We start from the raw sequence: 22,788 nt of genomic DNA, 5'->3' as shown, positions 1-22,788 counted from the left end.
CTTTCTATTCATCAATATATGATGGCTGTGAATACATGGCTTTTTATAACAGAATTTCCAATAAAAAAATTAACAAAAACCAGCAATCAATATTAAGCGCAAAACTAACAGCAATTAGTGATACCCCAAACAACATACTTCTAGCATTCTCACTTGCCCTATGTAGTAAGCAATTTAAAACGGCTTCTGATCTTTTAAATAAGATACCTGAGCATCAAATAAATTTGTATGAAAAGGCTATTATAAAACTTCGGAGTTACGTGGACCCAAATTATACGTTACCGAAAAATAATACTCTAACGTCCAATGAAAAAGCAGAGGTTCTTAACGCCGTTAATACCGGTTTAATAGCAGATAACGAGACTAAATTAACTTCTGAAAAATCTGAAAAGATTTCCCAAAATGTTGAAAATGCTCTGCAAAATGATTCTTGCAATGAAAACACTTTAGAAATTGGAGTAGTTACCGCCTTATTAAATAATAACCCAAAAAAGTACAAGAATATGCAAGTAAATGAAGTCAAAAAAACAAGAAGGGATTATTGCAAGCTATTCCCCCGATAATAAGCCAATAGAAAACTTAGAACAATTAACCCTTCAATATGATACAAAAAAAATCTATCAATATTATCAACTAAAAAAGAAACATGAATTTTATCTAGCCATTCAAAAGATTAGCAACTTCAATAATAATTCTTGGAATATTCCTAAAGAAGGTCAAATTAAAATTGATAATCAGGAAATAACAAAAGGTACAGATAAATTTCTTGGCAAATATAGAGGATTTGATTGTTACGGTACAATGTCTAAAAAAATCTATAACACCTTTTATAAAAGTAAAGTTACCTCTTTCGTTTCTGCTTTAAAAAAAGGAATAATATATCACAAACATGGAGTAAACGGAGTGAAACTTATTAAGGAAAATGCTTTTAAAGCTAAGTAGGACTGTGATGACTGATTATTTACGAATATATTATATTTTAATGAACAAGGGTTATTATTAAATGTTGATGAGTATGGTAACCATGCTGAAATAAAAAAGTTTATTAGCGGTCATCATTTGGAGTTTTATAATGTGGAGTGATTAACTTTAAGATTCTGCTTTGTTGTATGACTCGATTTTTATCGTCATTGCGAGGAAATTGCATAGCAATTGACGAAGCAACCTCAGGATATTTGACGAGATTGCTACGCAGCCTATGGCTGCTCGCAATGACGATATCTATATTTAATGAGCAATGCCTAAAACTTAGGATAATTTTGTAGTAGAACTTAAATAATCGTTGCCGTATTTCTCAATATAATCATCATATTTACCTTTAAAATCAACAATCTTTTTCCTATGGGAAAGAGCAATAATTCCGATCGTGCGTTACTAATATTACCGTACCATCAAAATCAATTAGAGATTTTTTAAGAGCTTCTCTTGACTCTATATCAAGATAATTTGTCGGTTCATCAAGAACCAAAATATTACTTTTTTCTAGCATCATTTTAGCAAGTAATAATCTTGCCCCCTCACCGCCGCTTAAACTTAAAATATTTTTATTTACTTCATTACTACGAAATAATACTTGTCCGAGCGTATTTCTAATTGTATTTTCCATTTCTTTTTCAGATTGCCTTTTAAGCCAATCAATAATACTAATATTTTCATTAAGTAGCTCATGATGGTCTTGAGCGAAATAAGCTATTTGCGATTCATATCCCCACTCATAGCTACCTTGATCTGCTGATATTTTATTCATTAAGATTTTTAATAAAGTAGATTTACCGATATCGTTTACACCGATAATAATAATTTTTTCTCCTCATGATACGTTAAAACTAACTTTATTTAATATTTGCTTATTCTCAAAATCTTTAGTTATTTGATCAATTTTTAATACTAATTTTCCTGAATTGCTTAGCTGCTTAAATCTAAATAACGGACTAATTCTTGAAGATTTCTGTATATCCGATTCTATTTTCTCTAACTGCTTTTCTCGGGAGGCACTTTGCCTTGCTCTCGTCCCTACTCTAAATTTATCAACCCAAGCCTGCATATTTTCTATTTTCTTTTCTAAGAAATTGCGCTTGCTTAGCTTCTGAGCAGCTATTATCTGCTTTTCTTGAACAAAATTATCATAATTGCCCGTATACAGTTTTATTTCTCCATAATCTATGTCCAAAATATCCGTTGCGACATTATTTAAAAAAACTAAATCATGCAATATAAAAATTAATATTCCTTTAAAAGAGTTTTTTAAATAATTCTCAAGCCAATATATTGCAATAATATCAAGATGGTTTGTCGGTTCGTCGAGTAGTAAAATATCGGGATTATTAAATAGACTTTGTACGAGTAATACACGAAGCTTATAAACTTCTGACAACGCAGACAGCGGCTCATAATAGTATTTTTCGGCTATTCCAAGACCTACAAGCAAGCTATCTGCAAAAATTTCAGCAGTATAACCGTCATTATCGTATATTACCTGTTCAAGTTCACCAAACTTATACCCATCTTCATCGCTACATTCCTGCCGATTTAATATCTCTTCTTTTTCCTGTAAAGCTTTCTATAACTCCTTCTTCCCTGCTATTACCGTATCTATAATTGTGGTATTTTCATAAAGAAACTGATCTTGTTTTAAACAACCTATTTTAGAGTTTTTTGGTATGTTAATCTCACCGAAAGCTGGCTCTTCTTCCTTAGTTAAGACTTTGAAAAAAGTTGTTTGACCTGCTCCGTTGGCACCTACTAAACCATATCGTTTATTGTTTTTAATATGCAAATTTACATCGGTAAATAGTATTCTTGTACCATAACTCATGGCTAAATCGTTTATAATAATCATATTTTTAGATGTCGTGGTTAATTGTATAGACACCTAATCACCATTGTGAACAACTGCAGGTCTTGTTGCATGGCTCGTTTTATGTCATTCCTGCGAAGGCGTTGTGGCATAGATACCGCCCCATCATTGCGAGCAGTCGTAGACTGCGTGGCAGTCCAAAACAATAATAAAAAAATTCTGTAAATCAGAATTTTTTACTGGATTGCTTCGTCAAAACTTACAGTTTTTCCTTGCAATGACGACCTTCAGTATCCACACAACAAGATCTATGCAGGCATAACATAAGAGCCATGCGGGCAATGCCGAGTTTGTGGCAAGATTCATAAATGCTTATTACTTAAAGTTAGTTTTGATGGATACCATGGAAGGTTCACGGTATAACAATAAAAAATCTTATTTCTTCAATAGCTCAAGAGCTTTTGCAAAATCTACTATATATTCTTCTTCTTTTTGTAAGTCTTTAATTTTTAAGTTATTATTCGCCTGCTCTTCGTCACCTATAAAAATAATAAATTTAGCATTTTCATTAAAAATGCGTTGCATTCTTTTAGCTATTTTACCTAGGGATTCTATGATAATAGCAATATTTTCTGTTCGCAATTTATCTACAATTTCTAAAGCATAGCAAATATTATTTTTGCCTATAGGTAATACAAATACCGGCTTAACTTCAGATATATTATATTCCCGCATTAAAGCAATTCGCTCAATACCGGCAGCAAAACCGATAGCCGGCACATCATAGTTATTACCCATGATTTTAGCAAGCCCGTCATAACGTCCACCGGCTAGAATAGTAGATTGGCTCCCTAGCTTTTTTGTAGTGAATTCAAAAGCAGTATGGCAATAATAATCAAGCCCTCTAACCAAGCGTGGATTTATACTATATTTCACGCCTAAAATATCTAGATACTTTATTAACTCCTCAAAATATTCTTTGGATTCATCAGTGTAATATTCAGATAAAACCGGTGCGTTTGCTATTATTTTCTGATCGGTCTCACTTTTAGAATCAAGTATCCGCATTGGATTTTTGGATAACCTTATTTTGCTTTCTTCTGATAATTGATCTTTAAAATCATTTAGATATTCTACTAATTTTTGCTGATAAACGCTTCTTGATTCATTACATCCAAGAGAGTTAAGCTCTAAGGTAGTATCCTGCTCTATTTCGAGTGCTTTTAATATATCAACGGCTAACTTCAAAGTATCAGCATCAGTAATTGCTCCTTTAGCACCGATATACTCATAATTTAGTTGGTGAAATTGTCTTTGACGCCCTGCTTGCGGTCTATCATAACGAAAAACAGGACCGGTAGAGAAAAACTTTAATGGTAATTTATGTTGTAATCCGTTTGAGATGAGGCTTCTTATAATACATGCTGTAAATTCAGGTCGTAATGCTACGGAATCATTGCTTTTATCTAAAAAACTATAGATTTCTTTGCTGATTACGTCAGAGCTTTCACCCATCGAACGGTTAAAGACTTTAGTATACTCCAAAATAGGAGTACTCATTTGTTTATAGCCGTACAATACTCCAACATCTCTTGCTTTGTTAATTATATAGTCGTGAACTTTATAATCATCCGGCAAGAGATCTTTCATTCCTCGGAGTGGTTGCAGTTTTTCAGTCATTTGGTTAATTTTGTTTTGTTGCGTGGATACTACTAACTCGTCATTGAGAGGAGAGGCAAAGCCTTGACGTGGCAATCTCAGGAATTTTGTACTACTTCATGAGATTGCCATGCTCTCTACGTTCGCTCGCAATGACGGATAGCCCCCTCTTAATTCTGCTCTTTTTGCATAAAAAACGATCTTATAATATATAAAACAAATATTATAATAAACCAATATATTAATGCACGACCTGCGGTTAATAGATTAAATTCACCGTCATATATTTGAATAAATAGTAAATATGCACAAGCAATTAAAATAAACGGTACGATAATAAATACTAAAGGACATCTAAAAGGTCTTTGAGCATCAGGTAGCGTTACCCTAAATAATACCACTATTATTGTAACGGTTATATAATCAATAAGAGCTCCCATTGAAGTTAATTGCGTTAATAATTCCGTAGAACAAAATCCTCCGAGAATAGCGGCTAAAGAAGCAAATATTATAATCGTAATATACGGACTATCATATTTTGGGTGCAGCTTTGCAAAACTTTTCGGTAGTAAACCGTCACGTGCAATAGCATAAAAAATACGAGAAGTACCGTAAATATTCATCATCAACACCGTCATCATACCGCAAACTGCTCCGGTTGCAACAATAGCAGAGCCGATCTTGCTATTATTGATAGTTAAAGCATAAGCAAGCGGTTGATCGTTATTTAACTGATCAAAAGGTGCAATACCGGTAACAAGCCCTGCCATCGTTACATAAACTATAGTAGTTAGAACAAGTGAGCCAATAATACCGATCATTATATCACGTTTTGGGTTTTTACACTCCTCAGCTGCGGTTGCAATCGTTCCAAAACCCGTAAAAGCTAAGAATAAAATAGACGCACCTACTAAAACATTACTAAAACCGAAAGGCATAAAATTACTCCAGTTAGTAGCATCAAAATGAGGGGCAGCAGCGATTATAAATACAAATATTGCAGCCATTTTTATGAAAACTAAAATTGCATTTAGTCTCTTACTATCTTTAGTACCTAAATATAAAATAAATCCAATAAATCCCGAGATTAAAAATGCCGGTAAATTTATTATACCGCCGTTTGTCGGTACAGTAGTTAATTCTTTCGGTAAATTGATTCCACCTGCTGCTAGTATTCCTTGTACGTAGCCCGACCAGCCTGCAGCTACTATTCCTGCAGCAACACCAAGTTCTAATATTATAACACTACCGATCATCCAAGCAAATACTTCACCAAATGCTACATAGGAATAAGTGTAAATACTTCCTGATGTCGGAAGCATTGCAGCAAGTTCAGTATAAACAAGCGCTACAAAGATACAGGTAATACCTGCAATCGCATAAGATAACATTACTGCAGGTCCTGAATACTTAGCAGCAATTATACCGGTAACGACGAATACGCCTGTGCCGATCATTGCACCAAGACCCAGTAATATTAAATCGCATGCTCCAAGCGTCTTGCTAAGACCGCTTGAGCTGCCTATCTCTTTTACTGATTCAAAACTTTTCTTCCTTAAACAACTCATTAGTTTCTCCTGTTTTAGTGAGCTTTTTTTTGTGAATTGTGCCTCATTGCGAGCGACTAAAAGGAGCGTGGCAATCTCAGGAAGTCTAACTAGATTGCCATGTCGCTTCGCTCCTCGCAATGACGCAATTACCTTATCTCTCTAGTAATCCATCCGCCGCCAAGTACTCTTTCACCGGCATAAATAACGCATGCTTGCCCAGGGGCAACGGCTTTTTCTTCGCATAAAAATTTTACTTTCATTTTATCATCACCGAGTTTACTTATTTCGGCTAGACGCGGCGGTCTTGTCGAGCGGATTTTAACTGCTACTTCTAACTTTTCGTTATCTTTAATCTCATCTGCAAGCCAATTCACATCTCTAATGATAAATTCCTGCACGTTTAATGCGGACTCCGGTCCTACATATACTATATTGTCCTTAGGATCAATCTTTACTACATATAAAGGCTCATTATAAGCTATACCAAGACCACGACGTTGCCCTATGGTGTAGTTAATTATACCGCTATGCTCTCCTAGCTCAAACCCGTTTACGTGAATAATTTTACCGCTTGCACTGCTATTTGGACGTATTTTATTTATTACGCTCTTATAATTTCCGTCAGGTACGAAACAAATATCTTGGCTGTCGGGCTTATCAGCTACCTCAAGCCCAAATTTACTAGCAAGCTTTCGTGTTTCATCCTTAGTAAGCCCTCCTAGAGGGAAACGTAAATATTCTAATTGTTCTTTAGTTGTCGTAAATAAAAAATAACTTTGATCTTTTGCTGGATCAAGCCCTGTATGTAATTCCGCTCCGTTATCACCGTTTATTTTTCGTACGTAATGACCGGTAGCAAGCTTATCTGCTCCAAGCTCTCTAGCCGTTTTAATTAGATCCCTGAACTTTACCGATTTATTACATTGCACACATGGAAGCGGTGTTTCACCTTGTAAATAGCTATCGACGAAATTATCTATTACTGACTCTTTAAATTTGCTCTCATAATCAAGTACGTAATGGGGAATACCTAGCTTATTTGCTACCATTTTAGCATCGTAAATATCCTGACCGGCACAACAGGCATTTTTCTTCCCTACTGCCATACCGTGATCATATAGCTGCAGGGTAATACCTATAACATTATGTCCTTGTCCATGCAGCATTGCGGCAACCGCCGAACTATCAACCCCGCCTGACATTGCGACAACTATAGTAGACTGCTTATCCCCTAAATTAATCATACCAACCTTAAACAAGCAGTACATTATACTAAATTTATAATTAAATTACAACACTATCTTTTAATATATTAAAATGCTATATTGGCGTTGTCTAATAATTATCGAGTTCGTCATTGCGAGCAGCCATAGGCTGCGTAGCAATCTCATGAAATAATAACAAACTCCTGAGATTGCTTCGTCAATTGTTATGCAATTTCCTCGCAATGACGATTTACTAATCCACCTGGGAATGACAAGATGCTTCAAATAATGCAAAAATTATATGTTATTTAAAATATTATACAAAACAGTTATTACATTAGCTCTAATTTATTTCATACTGATTATTTTAGAATATGCACGTCAAGGTTTTATTAATGACTTATCGTTACAAAAAGTAGATTTATCTATTCAGAATTCCATAAAAGAACCAATTTATTTAGTTTCTTATGCCGACGGTCCGGAGTATGTTTATCGTAATCAAAATGCAACCACTCATTATGCAATTAATAAAGGTATAGACTTCATATTTAACTATAAGAAAAAGCACATAAATCAAACGTTTATAGAAAAAAACCAAGAAATTTTTAATGAACCTGCAGGAGCGGGGTTATGGCTATGGAAGCCTTATATTATACTTGAAACAATGAAAAATGCACCAGAAGGAGCTATTATAGTATATTTAGATTCAGCATTTGTTATTAAAAAGCATATCAGTAATTTAACAAATCTTTTAGGCGATAATGATATATTACTGGTACATGATCGCAATCGTAAAAACGGTAGTTTTGTTAAAGGCGAAACTTTTGCTTTAATGGATTGCCTTACAGATGAATGCAGAAATGATGATCACATTTGGAGTGCCGTTATTATTGTGCGTAATACCAAGCTTTCTCGTTCTTTCATTGAAAAATGGCTAAAAAGTTGTGAAGATATTAGAATTCTTTCAGGTAAAGATTATAATATCCATCCTAATTACGATGAATATAAATGGCACCATTCCGATCAATCGGTACTGAGCCTTATATATCATAAAAATCCACAATCGGTTAAAGTAATAGAATATGGAGAAACAACACCTTCTTTATCTTGGTTCCACCGTAAATATTCAAATAGCTCACCGTTAAAACCTTGGTATAGCATATACGGTATAGATCCTATAATTAATTTTAATACTAACGGCAAAATTTTACCTGCTACCGCTCTTATAAATACTCCGCCGATTGTTAGGCTTCGTAAATGGGTTATCGAGTATACTCAATGAGCCGGTGTTGTTGCATAATTCCAAAGCCGTCATTGCGAGCGAACGTAGAAAGCGTGGCAATCTCATGAAATAATAACAAACTCCTGAGATTGCTTCGTCAATTACTTACGTAATTTCCTCGCAATGACGACATCTCTCGTACTTTAAAAAAACTATAAGATAAAGTAAGTACTTTAATGTCTTGCATTTCAGGGTCAAGCTCAAAATCCTTATCTATATAAAATGTAACCGGCATTAAGACTTTTTCGCCGGCTTTTAATAATTGTTCTTCAAAACAAAAACAATGAATTTTTACGAAATATTTTCCTGCTTTATTTGGAGTAACATTATATACGGAAGTACCTATTATATCGTTATCGCTTAGATTCTCCGTTTCATAGAACACTATAGTATTCTGCCCCGGAACAATTTGCACTCTTTGCTGCCTTGGAATAAACCGCCAAGGTAAATCTTTATCAACATTAGCATCAAACTCGATAATTATAGGTTTAGTGCCTTTTACCTTAGAATATACACTCACCGTTTCTTTTGCAGTAGTACCGCCATATCCTGTAACTTTACAAAATAAATTATAGATAGGTACGGAAGCAAAACTGAGTAACACCATACTAATTATTAATCCCAGCAAGGAAAAAGCTAAATTTTTATTGGATTTTTTAGACATTATTTGATTTTATTTAAAAATACTCTAGAAAAAGTTTATTTTAGATCATATATGTGTTAGTATAAAGTTAGTATAAAAAAATAGTTTTTAAGGTTAGTATGACTAATAATATTAATTCATTAGCAATTTCTAGCGAATCAGGATTTTATAGCTACTTACAGAAAATCAATAAAATTCCTTCACTTACGCAAGAAGAAGAATTGTTATTAGCAAAATCCTATTTAGAAGGGAATGATTTACAAGCTGCACATAAATTAGTAACAAGCCATCTTAAACTTGTCGCAAAAATTGCAAGCGGCTATAGGACTTACGGTCTTCCTATTACCGAATTGGTTTCAGAAGGTAATATAGGTTTAATGCAGGCAGTAAAAAAATTCAATCCCGAACTTGGTTTTCGCCTATCAACATATGCGATGTGGTGGATTAAAGCAGCCATACAAGAATATATATTAAAATCTTGGTCATTAGTAAAGATGGGAACAACGGCCGCACAAAAAAAATTATTTTTTAGTCTTAATAAAGTTAAGCATAAAATTACTAATTTATACTCAAGGGCTATTACTACCGATGATTTTGTACAAATAGCAGATGAGCTAGGTGTGTCGGTTAATGAAGTTTCTGAAATGAATACTAGAATTTCAGGTCCTGATTTATCGTTAAATAACTCTATAAATAGTGACGATGCAGAATCCGGAGAATTAATAGAACTATTACCGGAAACACGCCCTACTCCTGAAGCTATGGCTATTAATAAGCAAAATTCTACCAGTAAAAGGCAGCTACTATCAAATGCTATGAAGATTTTAAACGACAGGGAACTTCGTATTTTAACAGAGCGTAAATTAACGGATACTCCTAAAACTCTAGATATTCTAAGCAATGAGTATAATATTTCTAAGGAACGTATTAGACAAATAGAAAATACGGCTTTTGAAAAAATAAAGAAGTTTATTTTAAACCATAGTAGAAAAGTAGCTTAAGCCTTATTGGACTGTCATCCCATGTCTTGACCACAGGATCCAAAAACAACAACAGTATTTTTACTGGATACCGCGATCAAGTCACGGTATAACAACGGAAAAACGATCCACTCAACAATGCTTTCGTAGAAATGATATTAGTTCAGTACACCTGACCATTCTGGATCAGAAGCATCTTCCGGTGTCATAATTTCTCTTTCATTATGACCTGTTAGATCAATTGCAAAAATTTTGTTTTTTCCCGGAGCTTTAGCTCTCGACGGCCAACCTTTAGCAAACATAATAACTCGTCCGTTAGGCGACCAACAAGGACTTTCGACTAAATATCCGCTTGTTATTATCCTTTCACTATTCTCATCATCTTGAGGACATGCTTTCATAATTCCGATATTAAAAGTTTTGCCTCCGTCTCCTCTAGTAATCTTAGTAAATGCTATATAGTCTCCTCTAGGCGACCAGCTAGGAGCTGCGTAAGAACCACCGCCAAAACTAATACGCTGAACGTCACTTCCGTCTGAATTCATGATATATAATTGAGGCACACCGTTTCTATCGGAATTATATACAATTTTTTTACCGTCCGGTGAATAGCTAGGAGAGGTATTAATACCGAATCCATCAGTTAATTTATGAAGCCGTTTAGTAGCAAGGTCGATTTCATAAATATGCGTCGAGCCGTTTTTAGCTATCGACATTACAGCTTTTCTACCGTCCGGTGAGAATCTAGGAGCAAAAGATATACCGGGAAAATCACCTACTACACTTTCTTTGCCTGTTTTTAAATCTTTTTCATAAACGAGCACTCTTCTTTTAGTAGCATATGAAACATAAAAAATCTTATCCGCCGAACGAGCAAATCTTGGGGTTAAGACTAGTGACTTTCCATTGGTAAGGTATTTATTATTAGCCCCGTCATAATCCATCAAAGCAATTCTTTTTATTTTCGGTAAAGAGCTGCTTTCTGATACATACACTATTTTAGTGTCAAAATAACCAGCATCACCGGTAATTTTTTCATAAATTTTATCGGCAATTTTATGTGCTGCTCTTCTCCATAGATTTTTCGGTACTTCAAGAATTTCACCGGCGAGCTGTTTTTCAAGCAACGTATCCCATAATATAAAGCTAATTTTAAATTTACCGCTTTCTAGTTTTTTAACTTCACCGTTTACTAAAAGACTAGCATTAATTTGACGCCATGCAGCAAAAAGCGGTTTATATTCTATTCCTGTCTTCTCTTCTATAAAAGAGGCAGCAGAAATAGGACGGAATAACCCCGAAAGCTTTAAATCATTAGAGATAACTTTAACCATATCGTAACCTAATACATCAGCGACAGAACTATCGGCATCAAATTTATTGACCGCTATAGGTGTCGGGTCAGCCCGCCCATGCTCAATGTTTATTGTTTCAAGTGCATAGCTGGTAACGCTAAATAATAGTGATAGTATAAAATATATAATATTTCGCACTTAAAATACTCCTTTTTATCAAATTCCGTTATGGTTGTTGTATGTCATTCCTGCTTTCGCAGGAATGACATACATTACCCAAAAATCTTCATCAGTTCTTCCCATTCTCTCTTAGTCATATCACTAGTTTCATGGGTAACTTTTTCACCGTTTATCATTCTTTTAATTACATCCAAACCTTTACGTGAAATATTTGCTCCCTGCAAACGATATTCTTCAAAAGCTTCGTAAGCAAAAGGAACCCAAGCTTTGACTATCTCAAGCATCTTTTCAGCATAAACTCTAATTTCATATTGAGCGTGAGGGTCGGCTCGCAATCTTAAAAAATGAAGTAAATTATGTAAATTAATCTTCCAATACCATTCCGTATAATAATTTAAAGTTAAATTCATACGAGCAAGCTCTCTTGCTATCCCTGTGGCGTTCTCATCTATAATATTACCCTCTTCATCGGCATTCATCAGTTCCTTATAATGCCCGTAGCACTGTCTAGCATCTTCCTCTAAAATTGCAAGGACCTTTTCAGCCACTTCTTTCGGTAAGCTATCCCCTTCCCTACATTGTTTATTTACAGCAGATTGGGAAGCAATATTTGCCGGTTCAGGTAGATAAAATTCATTACCTAAAATAGAATACCTTGCCGAATATTCGTTAACGCTAGCTGTTCTATGTCTAATCCATTGCCTTGCAATAAATATCGGTAGTTTAATATGGAACTTGATATCACACATCTCAAAAGGAGTGGTATGATAATGACGAAGCAAGTAGTTTATCAGCCCTTTATCTTGGTTTAATTGCTTCGTACCCTTACCGTAAGAAACACGAGCTGCTTGTACTATAGCACTATCATCCCCCATATAGTCGATAACTCTAATAAAGCCGTAATCTAACACTTTTATAGGCTCATATAAGATTTCTTCAAGTGCCGGGACTGTTACTCTTTTTGTGGTGTTATGCATTCTATTTGTCCTTTATGTTTTTCTTTAAATTAACCTTTCCAATGTCATTCCTGCGAAAGCAGGAATCCAGCGTAAAGCGAGATAAATCGAGCTTTTAAAAAGCTTTAAAGTATTGTATTGGATTCCCGCTTTCGCGGGAATGACATAAAGTTATGGCAAATAACTATATAAATTCTTACCGTTTCTTTTTAGCCATAATTTTGCCGGTTGGTATTCGGGATATATATCCTCAACTAGCTCCCAAAAATTTTTACTATGATTCATTTCTTTTAAATGTGCCATTTCATGAGCTACTAAATATTTCAGTACTTCAAAGGGGGCAAAAACTACCCGCCAATTAAAAACAAGATTCCCTTTGCTACAACAACTCCCCCAACGGCTAACATTTGCCATTATTCTAATATTGGAATAAGTCAAATTATGTTTTTTAGATATATTCTCTACTATTATTTTTATTTCTGCTAATAATTTCTTTTTAAGGAATACTTCTATACTAAGTTTTTTTAGTACCTGACTACAACAATACACTTCTAACGTAGAATCATTTAATTTTATCTGATTTTTAGACGAATCAATATGTATTATTTCATAAGATTTACCCAAAATAGAAATCTTATCTTCATCTTTTGGTATCGCAGTTACATTACGACGTAATTTTTGCCTAACCCAATATTCTTGACTTAACAAAAAATTATGACCCTTTTCGGCTTTTACCTTAAGAGGTAATACAAGCTCTGCACCTTTAGACGTAATGCGGATGGCTATATTTTTAGCTTTGCTACTCCTTCTTACTATAACATTTTGAGGTTCACCATATTTGGTAAGAGTAATAACATCTTCCATTTAAAATTCTATATACTTATTAGGATCAACTGCTATTTTATTTTTACGCATAGCAAAATATAATTTATGTTCTACATGTCCGATAACACTATTTCTAGCAATTTTATCACCTTTTTTCAGTAATAAATCATCTAAACTCGCATATGCTACTTCTAGATCGTCTTTATCTAATTTAACTATTACTAAATTACCGAATTGCTTATTATAACCTGAATATATTACCGTTCCTGCAGCTATCGATTTAACTTCACTATATTCTTTAGCTGCAATATCTATCCCTTTACTTTTACCAGCTTTAAACTCGGTAATAATTACCCCATTTAACGGTTTTACAAAGTTTAATTGTTCTATCGCTTCTTCATCTTCGTCTTCATTCCGAGACATAGGAATCTCAATATCATCATTATCATCTTCTATAATTTTTGCCTTTGGCTCTTCGAGTCTACCGCTAACTTTTTCTGACGCGGGATTGTCTTCCATAGTTCTTTGAACTATCATACCCTCATCGTGATCTAGTGCGGTAGAATTATTATTTGCAGTAACATCTCCCACTTTATACTCAATTGGAGCCGGTGGCTGATCAACACAAGCAACTAAACAAAAACATATAACGATACTAAGTACAACAGGATATTTCATATATTTAACAAAACTATTATTTACATTAGAAAACAAATCTTACATAGTATATAATTTTTATCATTATTTTCCATCAAAAAATTAACTATGAAAACTTATAATATTGTCATCGCTAGTGATCATTCAGGTTATGAGCTTAAGTCTGAAATTATCAATTATTTAGAGCAGAAATCTCTAAAGATTTATGACTGCGGAACAAATAATACACAAACCGTTGATTATCCTGATTATGCTAAGAAAGTAGTAGATATGATTATTGAAAAATCAGCACCTATCGGTATTTTAATTAGTGATACGGGGATTGGTATGTCTATAGCTGCGAATCGTAGCTCGGAAATAAGAGCCGCTTTGTGCAACAATATATTAACTGCCGAAAATGCTAAAGCTCATAATGACGCTAATATCTTGATACTCGGAGCAAAAACCATAGACCCAAAAATAGTATTTGATATTATAGATAAGTTTTTAACTACCCAATTTGAAGGCGGCAGACATAGCACCCGCCTATCAAAGATAAAATAGTTGTATAAACTGTTAAACATTGTTATTATTCGTCATTGCGAGAAGAGGCAAAGCCTCGACGTGGCAATCTCAGGCATTTTGCACTATTTCATAAGATTTCTACGCTCCTTGCAGTCGCTCGCAATGACGATTCGGTATCCATGCAATAAAGCCAAACTATAATATAAATTATGCTGCTTAATATGAATCTTCAAGAGTTGAAACAAAAATATAATTACGATGTTGCAACGAAAATGATGCAGCAATATCTAGACATTAAATTTGCTCATTTAGATTGTTTACTACTATTTAGAATGGGTGATTTTTATGAAATGTTCTATGAAGATGCAATTCTAGCAAGCAATGTACTTGGCATTGCTTTAACAAAGCGCGGCAAAAACGGCGAAGAAGAAATTGCGATGTGCGGGGTACCTTATCATGCCCTTGAGAATTATTTAACTAAGTTAATTGAAGAAAATTATAAGGTTGCTATTTGTGATCAACTAGAAACACCTGAAGAAGCAAAGAATAGAGGCGGTTATAAAGCGGTAGTTACTAGGGATGTTACACGTATTATAACTCCGGGAACTATAATTGAAGAAAATTTAATTGCTTCAGCCGAACCTAATTATTTAGCAAGTCTCGTAATACCGAAAAATAAAAAAACAGCTAGCCTTTGTTATGTTGATCTTTCTACTTCCGAAATTGTTGTAGTTAATGTACCGGAAACGGAAATTCTTAATGAGCTGGCTCGTTTAAAACCTCGTGAAATTCTGCTTAGCGAAAATCTGAGATCTTCTAATCTTGCGGATAGTATTTTCAAACAATTAAATTTTCGTATTACCTATCAAGTTGATAGTTTTTTTGCGATTAATAAATGCGAAAAAATCATTTTAGATTTTTATAAAATGAAAGATATTAAAGGAATTGGCGAGACATCTAGTAGTCAAATTTGTGCCATAGGTAGCGTTTTAGAATATTTATCGTTAACGCAAAAACAAAATATTCCTCATTTGCCAATCCCTAGAATTATCAATTTTCATAGCTATATGACTATTGATTTCTCTACTAGACGCAACCTTGAAATTGTAACAAACTCACAAGGCGGCTCGCAAGGAAGTTTATTAAGCACCCTTAATCATACGGTTACTAAACAAGGCGGACGTTTACTATATAATTTTCTTTCAAGTCCTTTAACCAACATTGCGAAAATAAATCATCGTTTAAATATTACCGAGTTCTTTTATTCCAACTTAGAAATAGTCAAAAAAATTAGAGAACTTCTAAAAAAAACTAGTGATATAGAACGCTGCTTAACACGTATTACGATGAACAGAAGTTCAGGTCGTGATTTACTGAGCATTAAATATACTTTAGAAACGGCAACGATTATTAAAGGAGTATTCTTTGACGCTTACGGTTTTAATTTACCTGATTTTATCGAAAAAATTATTAAACCTCTATCAGGCGATGCAGAATTATATAATTTAATAGACGAAACAATACGAGAAGATGCACCAAATAATTTAAATGACGGAGGTATAATAAAACATGAATATCATCCGAAAGTAGCCCAATTACATGATTTAATTAATAACGGAAAATTATATATTGAAAAGCTAAAAGATCAATATCGCAAAGAAACGGGAATAGATAGTTTAAAAATATCTCATAATAATGTTATAGGGCTTTTTATCGATATCACCGCTAAAAATGTTAATAAAATCCTTGATCCCAAATTTATTCACCGTCAAACAACGGTTAATCATGTTCGTTACACTACTGCTGAACTACAAAAGCTTGAAAGTGAGTTAGTCAACGCTAAAACCTTAGTAATAAGCTTAGAAAAAGAATTATATGCGGATATTTGTAGCCAAGTAATCGAAAAAGCTTCCTATTTACGAATGCTTGCAAACTCCTTAAGCGGGCTTGACGTATTTTGTAATTTTGCTTACATCGCTGATGAATATGATTATGTTAAGCCTGAGTTTACCGATGATTTAAGCTTTGATATCATTAAAGGACGGCATCCTGTAGTAGAGAAAGCACTACAGCAAGAAAGCAAAAGCTTTGTATATAATGATTGTCATTTATCAGAGCTTGAGCGTATTTGGTTAATTACCGGTCCTAATATGGCAGGTAAAAGTACTTTTTTACGTCAAAACGCCATTATTGCAATCATTGCTCAAATAGGTTCGTTTATACCGGCAAAAAGTGCTAAAATAGGGGTAGTCGACAAAATATTTAGCCGCATAGGTGCTGCCGATGACTTAATTAAGGGACAATCGACCTTTATGGCAGAGATGCTTGAAACCTCAGCAATTCTTGCTCAATCTACAAAAAACTCACTAATCATACTTGATGAGGTAGGTAGAGGCACATCCACTTATGACGGGGTATCTATAGCATGGTCGGTGCTTGAATATATTCATGATAAACTGAAATGTCGCTGTTTATTTGCAACGCACTATCATGAGCTAACCGTTATGAGTAATTTCCTGCCGGCTTTGCAAAATTATACTATTGCTATTGAGGAGTCAGGTAAAGATATTCTATTTTTACATAATATTATATCAGGTGCTGCCGATAGGTCCTACGGTCTTCATGTTGCGGCTCTTGCCGGTCTTCCTGCGAGTGTTATAAACAGAGCTGAGCAGATTCTGCTTAAATTTGAAAAAACTTCTACAGGTAAAGGAAAAAATATTTTATCAACGGAATCAAATAATTTGAGTTTGTTTTATCTTGAACCTAATAAAACTACTATAAGCAGCAAATTAGATAAAAAATTCAGCACTATCGATCCTGATAAACTATCCCCTAAAGAAGCACTTGAGTTAATTTATGAGTTAAAGAAGTTGGTTTGATGCGAGTTTGGCAGTGCCTGCGTGAATCAGTTTTTTCATCATTGCGAGGAAAAACTGCAAGTTTTGATGAAGCAATCTCAGGAGTTTGTTATTATTTCATGAGATTGCCACGCAGCCTACGGCTGCTCGCAATGACGACCTAGTATCTATGCAACCTTGCCTCCCTTTCCAACCAATATTTACTACAGGCGAAAAAATTAGGATTAGCGAAACTTTCTTTACCGTAAGTAATTTCTTGTCCATGCGTATCTAAAATATTACCACCGCCGGCTTTAATTAAAGCATGACCTGCCGCTATGTCCCATTCCATAGTTTGACCGAATTTTGGATATATATCAGCTGCTCCTTCAGCAATTAAGCATAGTTTAATTGAACTGCCTATTGCATTTATTTGACCGAATGAATACTTACTTAAAAATTCTTTAGTAGCTTTATTTGAATTATAAAAACCTATTACCGCATTAAGCTCTTCATGTTTAAGTTCATGATTAACAAATATTTCTTTAGAATTCTGTTCGATTTTTAACCGACCGTTTACATCGGTATAATATAGCTTTGCTGTTTCAGGGTGATATATCAAGCCGATGGTTGGAAAACCGTTTTCAATAAGCCCTATATTGACCGTATATGTACATTTACCATTTACATAGCTCCATGTCCCATCAATAGGATCGATTAACCAAAAAGTATCACTGCTGAATATAGGTAGCGGCTGCTCTTCACATACTATAGCTATTTGAGAGGTTAAGGTTTGTAGAGTTTGATAAATTATTTTACTAATTTCCTTATCGGCATTAGTGACTACTGACCCATCTGATTTAATATTAGTCAATATTCCTGCCTTTTTTATATCTAGTGCAATCTTGCCGGTATTAATAATTAAATCTTTTAAAGCATTAATTAAATTGTCATTCATAATTATTTATTTAACATCTTTGCAGCTGTATCATCTTCTAACCACTGACCGGTATTTAAAAACGTAGATTGCTGCAACTCAGCGATTTGATGATCAGGTGACCCCGGTAACATTTGCCACCCCAAATATTCAATTCCATAATATCCTATATCAACCATACTTAAATAAGAGTCCATATTTTCTAAATCTTTTTTATTATTTGCAAAAATTACTATTTTTTTAGGTTGTTTCGGCATAATTTTTAAGAACTCTACAAGAGCTTTTACTCTATTTATATTACCGGTAAATATTATACCTAAATAAAAAATAGGAGCTTCAGCATCGCTTGGATTAAATCTAAATACATCTTTATCATTAACTTTATTAGTAAAATGAATATTGAGTCCGTAAAGTAAGGTATATAACCATCCTTCATAATTTTCAATTAAATTACATGGGGCTGTTATTTCCTGAAGACCTAAAACCGTTGCACCTTGCTGTTTCATCTTATTAATTAAATCTACCCATTTAGATTCAACAAGCATCATTTGACGCTGCACTATCAATTTTGCAATAGTTTTATTAACTGATGCGTTATCCGCTGCAAGACTATATAAATATTTAGTAAAATTTATATAAGAATTATCCTGATATCGAAATAATTTGGATTTCGGTGTTATGATAGTATTATCTATATTTATAAGTACCAGCGTATCTGCGTCTATCTTCGGTAATAAGTTTTTCATTGTTACTGAATCTACGGAGTAAGTAGGAATAATTTGACCGTAGCCCGCATACGAAATAACTAAGCAAAGTAAACTTAATAAAACTTTATTTATTCGTGTCATAAGGATTTTTACCTTTTGCATTATTATTCTTTAAAGGTGGATTATTTCTTTTTAGCTTATTTATTTGAGATATTAAATCATTAATCAGTTTAGTATAATATGCAACATCTTTATTTTTCAGAGTATTTTTATTATTATAATGATAACCAATAAATAACATATTAGAACTATAACTACTAAGTTGCAATTCCATTGAGCTTAGCAATTCTATGCTACTACTAATCATTATAAAGCATTTCGGTATAAAATTCATTTGAATAAGGAAATTGAGTATCATTTCCGCTTCCGATATATTATTACTCGTCAATATACCCTTATAAAATACCGGATAAGTATTAGCAAAACTGTCTAAATTATTAAAAATAATATAATTATTGTTTGGAAAACTATTTGAAAAATCAATATCGAAATTTTTCTTTAAATAATCGGCAAACCATATCTCAAATTTAGGAATATTATTAAAATTACCGGTAAACCCATCATTTACTGCTATTATGGGGATTTTACTATTACTCATTTCATTTACAAAATTTGGAAAATCAGATTCTTGTAATTCTTTCTTATAACTATCATTAGTTAAAATCAATTGCTTTATATAAATAGTTTTTGAATTTTTATTAATATTACGTAAAAGAGGCGTTAGTGTAAGATAAATGTCTTTATCAAGCTGTGCAACGATAGGCACTAAAGACTTAAACAAAAATTCATCTAGAACCGTTACTACTAATAAATCCTGAGGTACATAATTTTTATTATAATTTTCTTTAAAATCTTGTTTTATTTTATTTAAACTATCCACTTCTATAATTTCTGCACGAGCTATAGAAGCAATAAATAATATTAGAATAAATATATATTTTTTAAACATTTATGATTTCCATTTTTTTAAAGGCAGCATATCACCTTGTGATTTTCTATGTCATTCCTGCGAAAGCAGGAATCCAGAAAAAATAACCTTAATAATTGGTACATGTTTGACAAAATAAACATATAAAAGCTTGTTTTTTTATATATTTTCCTAGATTCCCGCCTACGCGGGAATGACATATATTAGTGTTACCACATCATACTGCTAATATCAATCCATATTAAATTATAATATGGTAAATATGTTTGGAAGTTTTTTTAGTTCGCTTGTCGGTACTGTTGGAAATGCATTTGGCGGTGGCATATTTTCAAGCGTGGGAAGATTTGTCGGCAAAATGCTTGGTGAGTATTTAGATCAACTAAATCACGAACCGATAGAATATGACAATATTAAAAATTTCAAAGAAAGTTTTAAATATGTAACAGCTAATTACGGCGAACCTATACCGCTCATTTTCGGTACTGCAAGAGTTAACGGACAAATAATTTGGGCAAATCAAAATAAGCAACTAAATTGTTATGTTCTATAACCAGTTCCGTAGCAAGAGCCGGTAGTAAATAAATCTCTTTAGGGTACGAGTCTAGAGCTGATAAAATATAACTATTACCGCATAATAATTTGCTTGCAATTAGCTCACTAACAAAATCCGCTCCGGCTTTTTTGGGATTCGGTTTTTTTAGTAAATAATGCACCGGATAGTCTAATATTACTTCTCTGGTTTTACTTTTAAGCACTTTCCACTGAACATGTCCCGCCGATTGTGCAATTAAATTAATACATCTATATACTATAACATTTTCTCGATAAGCTTCTATGCCGACTCTGATTAAATTACCATATGCAATGTCGTTTAGTTCAATAAAATTTTGTGATTTGGTAGTACTATTCTTCCAAAACTTTTTCCAATAATTTTTTATCATATATCCTAATATATTTGTTGTTTTCAGGATTATATAATGATTTGGGAGGTAGACTAAGAGAACTTAATAAGATGTTAATGTTCGTTAATGTAATTAAAATTATTTCTTTACAAATAGAAAGATATACTATTTATTATAAAACATATTACCATGAAATATAGCAACTTGATAGGATATAAAACATGTCTTTACCATCTGAATATTATTCACAATGACCCACAACAGCTTTGAATAAGCTAAAAAATATGACGAAATAAAATCAATTTTAGCATCTAAGAACAGCTATAATAGGGTTACATCATGCCATTACGTCATTTGATCTAGAAGCATATAAACTTATTATTTCTTATGCTAACCCTAGCCACTTTACTTCTGCTGAATACGATAGATATATACATAACATCGATGATACATCTATACTTGATGTAGCAGCATTTATAAATTTTGATACTATACAATATAGAGATACAAAAAGCAGCATGTTGCAAGAGTTGATTAAGTTTAAGAAGAGAGCGATTGAGGAGCAAAATAACAATGCAATTAGTGAACTTAAAATAGAAGGATTTGAATTAAAAAATTAGCTAGTTATTTAAGTTTTCAAGAGTTTAAAAACTTTATTGAAGATAATAAAATTGAGATAAATATTGAAGAACTTAATATTGCAAAATTTAAAATAGAAAAATTATCACCAATTGCATATAGCAAAAACTCTGATATTACTATTTTAATGACAAGGACTTACAATGTAAGCGATTTAAATGACAATATAATTCTTCATAACTATACAAAGCTTTTGCAATAGGGGCCTACAAATAAGTTATTAGCCTATATAACGGCTAATATTAAAGTGCAAGATAGCCTAAAAATAATATTTGATAATAAATCATTTGCTCATTATGATTGAGACAATAACCTAATATGTATAGGTGCAGAAAAATTAAATTTAGAATCAATAATAGCACAGGAATTTGGACATTATGCAATAGAGAAAATTTTTTACAATGCAAGTATCCCACTAAATAATAGTTTTCAAATTTTGAAAACAGATTTCGTAAAAAATGTACCATATCAAAATGATGATAAAATATTTTTGCCTAAAAATTTTGAAAGCTTAAAGCGCTTAATTAATAGTGCATATGAATATTAGTAGAGCGGCAAAACCAATACTTGATTTAACGGCAAGTTTAATATTAACATCAGAGGAAAAAAATGAAATTAGTAGTAAATATAACGATAATAAAGAATTGATTAAATATTTAAAAAACGAGACTATATTACCTATATTTTACTTTAATAATTATAGACCGGACAAAACAGATACAAGAAAATTAGAGGAAGTTATAAAAACTAATTCTCATGCCCATATTATGACCAATTTAATTATTAATTTACTAAAATTACCTTGTGTAAAAGAACAGGATTATTATGAATTATTTGCAACTGATCAAAAAGTTCAATTGCAATGTATATTAACCAAAATTCTACCGCAAATAATAAAAGATAAAGATCTTACTAGCAAGCAAGTTTACTACTTAGAAAGCATTGGAAATCTTATACACAGAGAATCAGATGATAGAGCTGCAGAGTTCATAGTTAGGTATCTAGAAATTAGTATAGATAATTTATTGCATTCCATCGAAGATTCACGTATTATTAATGCAATCCAACCGCTGGGCAGATTTTTGGGAGGAACACATAGTTCCTAAAATGGAATCTACTATTATAGGATGTACAAAGGAATATAATTGTGACACATTTGATGGAGCGTAATTAATTTAGCTATTGTTGTGTGGCGCTTTTTATGTCATACCTGGCTTTTCGAAAACTATCCGGCACTATAAC

The 22,788-nt window shown here is 33.0% G+C and carries 23 protein-coding genes; 8 read left to right on the top strand and 15 right to left on the bottom strand.

Features of this window, described 5'->3' with window-relative positions:
* Positions 1-35: 35 nt before the first annotated feature.
* Positions 36-563, top strand: a complete 528-nt coding sequence (locus tag RJP_RS02250) for a hypothetical protein (RefSeq protein ID WP_024704493.1) — start codon at positions 36-38, stop codon at positions 561-563.
* Positions 514-942, top strand: a complete 429-nt coding sequence (locus tag RJP_RS02245) for a hypothetical protein (protein WP_037215276.1) — start codon at positions 514-516, stop codon at positions 940-942. The genes RJP_RS02250 and RJP_RS02245 overlap by 50 nt, the downstream gene beginning before the upstream one ends.
* 397 nt (positions 943-1,339) lie before the next feature.
* On the opposite strand, the gene RJP_RS02240 is transcribed toward RJP_RS02245, so the two are convergent.
* The 6 genes from RJP_RS02240 to mnmA form a co-directional block, all read right to left on the bottom strand.
* A complete protein-coding gene (locus RJP_RS02240) occupies positions 1,340-1,753 on the bottom strand; it encodes an ATP-binding cassette domain-containing protein (RefSeq protein WP_332844262.1) in 414 nt (137 codons plus the stop codon).
* Between the two features lie 57 nt (positions 1,754-1,810).
* Complete coding sequence (locus RJP_RS02235; RefSeq protein WP_158309286.1) at positions 1,811-2,374, bottom strand: ATP-binding cassette domain-containing protein; 564 nt, start codon at positions 2,372-2,374, stop codon at positions 1,811-1,813.
* A 186-nt stretch (positions 2,375-2,560) separates the two neighbouring features.
* On the bottom strand, positions 2,561-2,839 hold the full coding sequence (locus RJP_RS02230; protein WP_037215273.1) for an ATP-binding cassette domain-containing protein: 279 nt from the start codon (positions 2,837-2,839) through the stop codon (positions 2,561-2,563).
* Positions 2,840-3,232: 393 nt separating this feature from the next.
* A complete protein-coding gene (gene hisS, locus RJP_RS02225; RefSeq protein WP_024704492.1) occupies positions 3,233-4,477 on the bottom strand; it encodes a histidine--tRNA ligase in 1,245 nt (414 codons plus the stop codon).
* Positions 4,478-4,626: 149 nt separating this feature from the next.
* On the bottom strand, positions 4,627-6,024 hold the full coding sequence (locus RJP_RS02220) for an amino acid permease (RefSeq protein ID WP_014120668.1): 1,398 nt from the start codon (positions 6,022-6,024) through the stop codon (positions 4,627-4,629).
* A 128-nt stretch (positions 6,025-6,152) separates the two neighbouring features.
* The gene (gene mnmA / locus RJP_RS02215; protein WP_014120667.1) at positions 6,153-7,250 is read right to left on the bottom strand and encodes a tRNA 2-thiouridine(34) synthase MnmA; all 1,098 of its coding nucleotides are present in this window, start codon (positions 7,248-7,250) and stop codon (positions 6,153-6,155) included.
* 262 nt (positions 7,251-7,512) lie between these two features.
* Here mnmA and RJP_RS02210 point away from each other — a divergent pair, with 262 nt between their 5' ends.
* Positions 7,513-8,493 (top strand): hypothetical protein, encoded by a 981-nt coding sequence (locus RJP_RS02210; RefSeq protein ID WP_014120666.1) that lies wholly within the window; start codon positions 7,513-7,515, stop codon positions 8,491-8,493.
* 97 nt (positions 8,494-8,590) lie between these two features.
* Here the strand turns inward: RJP_RS02210 and RJP_RS02205 are convergent, their stop codons facing one another.
* On the bottom strand, positions 8,591-9,157 hold the full coding sequence (locus RJP_RS02205) for a cytochrome c oxidase assembly protein (protein WP_014014111.1): 567 nt from the start codon (positions 9,155-9,157) through the stop codon (positions 8,591-8,593).
* A gap of 98 nt (positions 9,158-9,255) precedes the next feature.
* Here RJP_RS02205 and rpoH point away from each other — a divergent pair, with 98 nt between their 5' ends.
* Entirely contained in the window at positions 9,256-10,137 is an 882-nt protein-coding gene (gene rpoH / locus RJP_RS02200; RefSeq protein WP_014120665.1) for an RNA polymerase sigma factor RpoH, read from the top strand.
* Between the two features lie 137 nt (positions 10,138-10,274).
* On the opposite strand, the gene tolB is transcribed toward rpoH, so the two are convergent.
* The 4 genes from tolB to RJP_RS02180 all read right to left on the bottom strand — a co-directional run bounded on the left by tolB (position 10,275) and on the right by RJP_RS02180 (position 14,050).
* Positions 10,275-11,609, bottom strand: a complete 1,335-nt coding sequence (gene tolB / locus RJP_RS02195) for a Tol-Pal system beta propeller repeat protein TolB (RefSeq protein ID WP_014120664.1) — start codon at positions 11,607-11,609, stop codon at positions 10,275-10,277.
* A 74-nt stretch (positions 11,610-11,683) separates the two neighbouring features.
* Complete coding sequence (gene thyX, locus RJP_RS02190) at positions 11,684-12,568, bottom strand: FAD-dependent thymidylate synthase (RefSeq protein WP_014120663.1); 885 nt, start codon at positions 12,566-12,568, stop codon at positions 11,684-11,686.
* A 150-nt stretch (positions 12,569-12,718) separates the two neighbouring features.
* The gene (locus tag RJP_RS02185; protein ID WP_024704491.1) at positions 12,719-13,411 is read right to left on the bottom strand and encodes a M48 family metallopeptidase; all 693 of its coding nucleotides are present in this window, start codon (positions 13,409-13,411) and stop codon (positions 12,719-12,721) included.
* Positions 13,412-14,050 (bottom strand): murein hydrolase activator EnvC family protein, encoded by a 639-nt coding sequence (locus RJP_RS02180; protein WP_045805515.1) that lies wholly within the window; start codon positions 14,048-14,050, stop codon positions 13,412-13,414.
* 87 nt (positions 14,051-14,137) lie between these two features.
* On the opposite strand from RJP_RS02180, the gene rpiB reads away from it, so the two are divergent.
* Both rpiB and mutS read left to right on the top strand, forming a co-directional pair.
* Positions 14,138-14,572, top strand: coding sequence for a ribose 5-phosphate isomerase B (gene rpiB, locus RJP_RS02175; RefSeq protein WP_014014105.1), 435 nt, complete (start codon positions 14,138-14,140; stop codon positions 14,570-14,572).
* Positions 14,573-14,754: 182 nt separating this feature from the next.
* Positions 14,755-17,415, top strand: coding sequence for a DNA mismatch repair protein MutS (gene mutS, locus RJP_RS02170; protein WP_024704490.1), 2,661 nt, complete (start codon positions 14,755-14,757; stop codon positions 17,413-17,415).
* 139 nt (positions 17,416-17,554) lie between these two features.
* On the opposite strand, the gene RJP_RS02165 is transcribed toward mutS, so the two are convergent.
* The 3 genes from RJP_RS02165 to RJP_RS02155 are packed head-to-tail and all read right to left on the bottom strand — an operon-like array spanning position 17,555 to position 20,026.
* Positions 17,555-18,331, bottom strand: a complete 777-nt coding sequence (locus RJP_RS02165; protein WP_014120660.1) for a 3'(2'),5'-bisphosphate nucleotidase CysQ family protein — start codon at positions 18,329-18,331, stop codon at positions 17,555-17,557.
* Positions 18,332-18,333: 2 nt separating this feature from the next.
* Entirely contained in the window at positions 18,334-19,179 is an 846-nt protein-coding gene (locus RJP_RS02160; protein WP_014120659.1) for a DUF2608 domain-containing protein, read from the bottom strand.
* Positions 19,142-20,026: a DUF2608 domain-containing protein gene (locus RJP_RS02155; protein ID WP_014120658.1), complete on the bottom strand. Its 885-nt coding sequence runs from the start codon at positions 20,024-20,026 to the stop codon at positions 19,142-19,144. Before RJP_RS02155 ends, RJP_RS02160 begins: the two co-directional genes overlap by 38 nt.
* 241 nt (positions 20,027-20,267) lie before the next feature.
* Between RJP_RS02155 and RJP_RS02150 the strand changes: the two genes are divergently transcribed.
* Positions 20,268-20,555, top strand: a complete 288-nt coding sequence (locus tag RJP_RS02150; protein ID WP_014014100.1) for a hypothetical protein — start codon at positions 20,268-20,270, stop codon at positions 20,553-20,555.
* On the opposite strand, the gene RJP_RS11260 is transcribed toward RJP_RS02150, so the two are convergent.
* Positions 20,497-20,760 (bottom strand): hypothetical protein, encoded by a 264-nt coding sequence (locus RJP_RS11260; RefSeq protein WP_332844261.1) that lies wholly within the window; start codon positions 20,758-20,760, stop codon positions 20,497-20,499. The genes RJP_RS02150 and RJP_RS11260 overlap by 59 nt on opposite strands.
* Positions 20,761-22,082: 1,322 nt before the next feature.
* Between RJP_RS11260 and RJP_RS10290 the strand changes: the two genes are divergently transcribed.
* The gene (locus RJP_RS10290) at positions 22,083-22,652 is read left to right on the top strand and encodes a hypothetical protein (protein ID WP_231839106.1); all 570 of its coding nucleotides are present in this window, start codon (positions 22,083-22,085) and stop codon (positions 22,650-22,652) included.
* Positions 22,653-22,788 lie beyond the last annotated feature (136 nt).

This window comes from Rickettsia japonica YH (assembly GCF_000283595.1).
Taxonomy (GTDB): domain Bacteria; phylum Pseudomonadota; class Alphaproteobacteria; order Rickettsiales; family Rickettsiaceae; genus Rickettsia; species Rickettsia rickettsii.
This window is presented reverse-complemented; position numbering and strand designations above follow the sequence as displayed.